4 protein-coding genes are annotated in these 6000 nt (G+C 65.0%); 1 reads left to right on the top strand and 3 read right to left on the bottom strand.

Annotation, left to right across the window (positions count from 1 at the left end; all coding sequences use genetic code 11):
* Positions 1-134 precede the first annotated feature (134 nt).
* The 3 genes from rpoD to rpsU all read right to left on the bottom strand — a co-directional run bounded on the left by rpoD (position 135) and on the right by rpsU (position 4465).
* Positions 135-1979, bottom strand: coding sequence for an RNA polymerase sigma factor RpoD (gene rpoD / locus K7I12_RS06125; protein WP_031382409.1), 1845 nt, complete (start codon positions 1977-1979; stop codon positions 135-137).
* A gap of 292 nt (positions 1980-2271) precedes the next feature.
* Positions 2272-4101, bottom strand: coding sequence for a DNA primase (gene dnaG, locus K7I12_RS06120; RefSeq protein ID WP_031382408.1), 1830 nt, complete (start codon positions 4099-4101; stop codon positions 2272-2274).
* 148 nt (positions 4102-4249) lie between these two features.
* Complete coding sequence (gene rpsU / locus K7I12_RS06115) at positions 4250-4465, bottom strand: 30S ribosomal protein S21 (protein WP_031382407.1); 216 nt, start codon at positions 4463-4465, stop codon at positions 4250-4252.
* A 277-nt stretch (positions 4466-4742) separates the two neighbouring features.
* Between rpsU and tsaD the strand changes: the two genes are divergently transcribed.
* Positions 4743-5780 carry a tRNA (adenosine(37)-N6)-threonylcarbamoyltransferase complex transferase subunit TsaD gene (tsaD, locus tag K7I12_RS06110; protein WP_231663441.1) on the top strand — a complete coding sequence of 346 codons (1038 nt, stop codon included), beginning with the start codon at positions 4743-4745 and terminating at the stop codon, positions 5778-5780.
* Positions 5781-6000 lie beyond the last annotated feature (220 nt).

Below are 6000 nucleotides of genomic sequence, written 5' to 3'. Positions count from 1 at the left end.
CTGATCTCGGTACTTGATACGGTAAGGTGGCTCAGCCGTTCTTCGCGAACCGCCGTGGTACGGAACCGTATGCCCGGTGGTGTGGGAGGGCTCCGGGGGTGACCCCGGACCCTACCCGATTGTGAGCAACCGAGCTACTCGTCGAGAAACGAGCGCAGCGGCTCCGAGCGGCTGGGGTGGCGCAACTTGCGCAGCGCCTTGGCCTCGATCTGGCGAATCCGCTCGCGGGTGACGTCGAACTGCTTGCCGACCTCCTCGAGGGTGTGGTCGGTGTTCATGTCGATGCCGAAGCGCATGCGCAACACCTTGGCTTCGCGCGCCGTCAGGCCGCCCAGCACGTTGCGCGTGGCTTCGATCAGGCCCTCGCCGGTGGCCATGTCGATCGGCAGCAACATGGTGCCGTCCTCGATGAAGTCGCCGAGATGCGAGTCGTCGTCGTCGCCGATCGGCGTCTCCATGGAGATCGGCTCCTTGGCGATCTTGAGCACCTTGCGGACCTTGTCCTCGGGCATCTCGAGACGCTCGCCGAGCTCCTCGGGGGTCGGCTCGCGCCCCATTTCCTGCAGCATCTGCCGCGACACGCGATTGAGCTTGTTGATGGTCTCGATCATGTGCACCGGAATGCGGATGGTCCGCGCCTGGTCGGCGATCGAACGGGTGATCGCCTGACGGATCCACCAGGTGGCGTAGGTCGAGAACTTGTAGCCGCGCCGATATTCGAACTTGTCGACCGCCTTCATCAGGCCGATGTTACCTTCCTGGATCAGGTCGAGGAACTGCAGGCCGCGATTGGTATACTTCTTGGCGATCGAGATAACCAGACGCAGGTTGGCCTCGACCATTTCCTTCTTGGCGCGACGCGCCTTGGCCTCGCCGATCGACAGCCGACGATTGACCTCCTTGATCTCACCCACCGGCAACTGGATCAGCTCTTCCTCGAAACCGATCTTGCGCTGGGCGCGCTGGATGTCGCCACGAAACGCCTGCAGCTTGTCGGCATACCTGGGATTGCTGGCCAGGAATTCATCCAGCCACTGGCTGTTGGACTCGTTGCCCGGAAAGTTCTTGATGAAGGTCTTGCGCGGCACCTTGGCTTTCTTGACGCAAACCTGAAGAATCATCTTCTCCTGATCGCGGACCTGCTCGACGCTGATCCGTACCTGGTTGACCAGACGCTCGAAATGCTTGGGTACCAGCTTGATCGGCGAGAACAGCTCGGCAAGGCGCGACTGCTCGGCAAGCGTTTCGGCGGCACCCGGGCCATACTTGGCCAGCGCCGCCTTGGCGGCCGCGTTCTGCTCGCGGATCTGCTCGAAGCGCGCGCGCGCCTCTTCGGGATCGGGACCACCGCTGCTCTCTTCTTCCTCGGCGTCGCCATCCTCGTCGTCGCCATCACTCTCGCCATCGCCGCCGCCGGGCACTTCCTCGGGCACTTCCGCCTCGGCGACCCCGGGAATCCCCTCGTCGGGATCGATGAAACCGGAGAACAGGTCGGACAGACGTCCGGGCTGCTCTTCGTCCTGGGTCGCATCGTAGGCTTCGAGGATCGACTCCACCGCACCGGGCAGGTAGGCCAGCGCGGACATCACCTCGCGGGTGCCTTCCTCGATGCGCTTGGCGATCTCGATCTCGCCTTCGCGAGTCAACAGCCCGACGGTACCCATCTCGCGCATGTACATGCGCACCGGGTCCGTGGTCCGACCGACATCGCTCTCCACCGCCGCCAGCGCGGCGACCGCTTCTTCGGCGGCCGATTCGTCGGTCGAATGATCGGACATCATCAGCGCGTCTTCATCGGGCGCCTCCTCAACGACATTGATGCCCATGTCGTTGATCATGCCGATGATGTCTTCCACTTGATCCGGGTCGGCGATATCCTCGGGAAGGTGGTCGTTGACCTCGGCATAGGTCAGGAAGCCCTGTTCCTTGCCGCGCGCGATCAACTCCTTCAGACGTGACTGCTGCGCATTTCCAGCCATAGATACCCTATATCGACGAAGAAGAATGAAGCACCTGAACGATAGGCGGTGAAAATCCAAGTTAGCCCGCAAGTATAGCGGATCAAATCACTCATCCGCCAGTTCGATCTATTTGCGCCGCAATTCAGGTGTGTTAGTTTATCGGGTTACGCTCTCTACTTAGCCCTGTAGATAAGGGCGCCTCGCGTTATTTCAATCCCGCCCCGCTAGCGCCCGAATGAAACCGGACTCCGAGCGATCAACGCCTGGCGATCTGGAGAAGCCCTTAGCGCCTGGCGATCTGGAGAAGCCCTTAGCGCTTGGCGATCTGAAACAGCGCCATAAGCCGTTGACGCTCCTCGCTCGATAGCCGTTTGCCGCTGCGCTGCCTGGCGAGCAGCTCGTTGATCTCCGTCTCCGGCGCCGCGGCCGAACTTTGGCGGCGAAAGTGCTCTATCAGCCCATCGAGCTCGGCGGCCCTGGCCGCACGCGGTATCAACAATTCGCGGCGCGCCAGCGCCTGGAGCCGCTGACCCTCGGCGGTACCGTGAAAGTGCGCCAGCAGTACCTGCGGGCTGCGATAGCGCCCGGCCCGCAACAGCCGGATGACCTCGCGACACAGCGAGCCGTCACTGTCATTATCGGCACACCAGTCGAGTTCTGCAGGCAACCGCTCGACCAGCGTCGGTTCGTGCACCAGCAACTGAAGCGTGCGCGCCATCAATCCGAGCGAGCCATTGCGCGTCGAAGCCGATGCCGTGATGCCCCGCTCGGCCTCGCCCGGCGCGCCCCTGGCGGACGGCTCCGCCCCCTCGGGCGCCTGCGCCTCGCTTTTGCCGCCGGACTCGAGCAGCGCCGCGAAGCGCGACGAATCGATCCCGGTGCGCGTCGCCAGCTCGCCCAGCAACAATGACTTGAGCACGCCCTCGGGCAGACGTCTCAAGGCTTTGAGCACGCCGCTGGCGAAGCGTTCCCGGTCCTCGATCTTTTGCAGGTCGCGCCCCTGCGCCGCCTGCTCGAAGAGAAATTCCGACAGCGGGCTGGCACAGGTGATGCGGTCGTTGAACGCCTCGGGGCCCTCGCGCCGCACCAGGCTGTCCGGATCCTCGCCCTCGGGCAGAAACAAAAAGCGCGCCTGGCGGCCGTCGATCATCTGCGGCAGCACGTTGTCCAGCGCCCGGCGCGCCGCCTGCCGGCCGGCGTTGTCGCCGTCGAAGCAGAACACCACCTCGCCGACCAGCCGGAACAGCCGCTGCAGGTGCTCTTCGCTGGTCGAGGTACCGAGCGTCGCCACGGCGTTGCGAATGCCGAACTGGGCCAGCGCCACGACGTCCATGTAGCCCTCGACGATCACCAGCCGCTCGAGCTGGCGATTGGCCTGGCGCGCCTCGAACAAGCCGTAGAGTTCGCGCCCCTTGTGAAACACCGGGGTCTCGGGCGAATTGAGATACTTGGGCTTGGCGTCGCCCAGCACCCGGCCGCCGAAGCCGAGGGTGCGGCCCTTCCAGTCGCGGATCGGGAACATCACCCGGTCGCGAAAGCGATCGTAGCTGCGCCCGGAGTCCTCGCGGCTTACCAGCAGCCCGTACTCCACCTGCACCGCTTCGCTGACCCCGCGCTCGCTCAGATGACGCTTGAGCGCCTCCCAGTTGTCGGGGGCGTAGCCGATCGCGAAGTCGCGTACCACCTCGGGCGACAACCCGCGATCGTCGAGATAGTCCCGCGCCGCCCGGCCCTCGCTCATCGCCAGACGTTCGCGAAAGAAACTCGCCGACAGCTCGAGCAGGTTGACGCCTTCCTGGCGCTTCTTCTCGCGCGCCTTGGCATGCGGGTCGTCGGCGCCCTCGCGCGGCACCTCCAGCCCCTGGCGCGCGGCGAGCTGCTCGACCGCCTCGGGGAAACGCAGGTTGTCGTGCTCCATCAGAAAGCGCAGCGCATTGCCGTGGGCTCCGCAGCCGAAGCAGTGATAGAACTGCTTGTCCTGACTGACGGTGAACGACGGCGACTTCTCCTGATGAAACGGACACAGTCCCGCATAGTTGCGGCCGGCCTTCTTGAGCGTCACCCGTTCGCCGACAACCTCGACCACATCGGCACGAGCGAGCAAGTCATCGATGAAACGCTGAGGGATCTGACCGGCCATGCGAGGGCTCTATGTGAAAGCTGACGGGATGAGCTGTCCGGAGCGAGGGCGATGCCCTCTGAGGCGCCGGACACAAAAAGCAAACGGCCACCGGATGGCGGCCGCTTGGCGTCCCTCTGAGGCAGACGATGTCCGCCTCCAGTACGTATCAGTACAGCCGTTCGAAACGCTTGCGCTCACGCTGCAACTTCTTGGCGTGACGCTTCACGGCCGCCGCTGCCTTGCGCTTGCGTACTGCGGTCGGCTTTTCGTAGCTCTCGCGACGACGCACTTCGGAGAGCACGCCGGCTTTTTCGCAGGACCGCTTGAAGCGACGCAGGGCGACGTCGAACGGCTCGTTATCACGTACTTTGACAGAAGGCATTAAGCACTCACCTACCTTGAAATCATGAGTTCGATTTTGAACGTGCGCTCGATCCGATCGTCGCATCCCGCCGTTCACAGGGAAACGAACCATCCGGCGATCGGGAAAGACGTTCAGTTCGGGTATTGGGCGCACGACCCAGTCTTGCAGAGTCGGGTATTCTAGTCGCTGCCCACGAGCTTTGCAAACATTGCGCATCGCGCGCCAGCGCCCCTGCCGCCGACGCGGCAAAGCCGGTAGAATGGCCGCTTTCCTGCCGCCAGCGACGAGCCACACCATGCGCATACTGGGGATCGAGACCTCCTGCGACGAGACCGGCGTCGCCCTTTACGACACCGAACGCGGCCTGCTGGCCGATGCCCTCTACAGCCAGGTCGCCATGCATGCCGATTTCGGCGGCGTGGTCCCCGAACTGGCCTCGCGGGATCACACTCGCAAGCTGCTGCCGTTGATCCAGCAGGTACTCGACGACGCCGGCCTGGGGCGCGGCGACCTCGATGGCATCGCCTACACCGCCGGCCCGGGGCTGGTCGGCGCACTGATGGTCGGCGCCAGCACCGCCCACGGCCTGGCCCTAGCGCTGGGCATACCGGTGCTCGGCGTGCACCACATGGAAGGCCACCTGCTCGCGCCGATGCTCGAGGACGAAGCCCCCGCCTTCCCGTTCGTCGCGCTGCTGGTTTCCGGCGGCCATACCCAGCTGGTCGAAGTGCGCGGCCTGGGCGAGTATCGCTTGCTCGGCGAGTCGGTCGACGATGCTGCCGGCGAAGCCTTCGACAAGGCCGCCAAGATGCTCGGCCTGCCCTATCCCGGCGGCCCGCAGGTCGCCAGGCTCGCCGAGGCGGGCGACCCGGCGCGCTTCCGCTTTCCGCGGCCGATGACCGACCGACCGGGGCTCGACTTCAGCTTCTCGGGGCTCAAGACCCACACCCTGACCAGCGTCAATGCATTGCGCGATGCCGGCGAACTCGACGACCGGGGACGCGCCGACATCGCCCGCGCCTTCGAGGAAGCGGTGGTCGACACACTGGTGATCAAGTGCCGGCGCGCGCTCGACCAGACCGGCCTGAAGCGGCTGGTGGTGGCCGGCGGGGTGAGCGCCAACCGGCGGCTGCGCGAGCGCCTGGCCATCGAGGTCGGCAAGCGGCGTGCGCGCACCTATTACCCCCGCGGACGCTTCTGCACCGACAACGGCGCGATGATCGCGTATGTCGGTGCCCAGCGCCTGCTCGCCGGCGAACGCGACGGCACCGCCATGCGCGCCGTACCGCGCTGGCCGTTGGCCGACTTGACGCCACCCACCATCACGGCGTGAAAAGCCCGGCGCGATGATCGCGCTCTTTATGTTCCACCGCCCAGCGCCACCTGCCGTCACTCTTGCGCAGTAACGGCGGACGAAGCAATCGATCAAAAGCGTGGGAGCGAACTTGTTCGCGAGGGGTGAGACACCCGGGCTGCCGCGCCACCGCCATCGGGAATAAATTCCCTCCCACGAGAGCCAGCTCCCCCAAGGCAGGCTTCGACAAGGCCAGCTA

The organism is Halomonas sp. IOP_31 (assembly GCF_021151495.1).
In the GTDB taxonomy this organism is placed as follows: domain Bacteria; phylum Pseudomonadota; class Gammaproteobacteria; order Pseudomonadales; family Halomonadaceae; genus Modicisalibacter; species Modicisalibacter zincidurans.
Note: the sequence above shows the minus strand (reverse complement) of the source record. Positions and strands in the feature narration are given on the sequence as shown.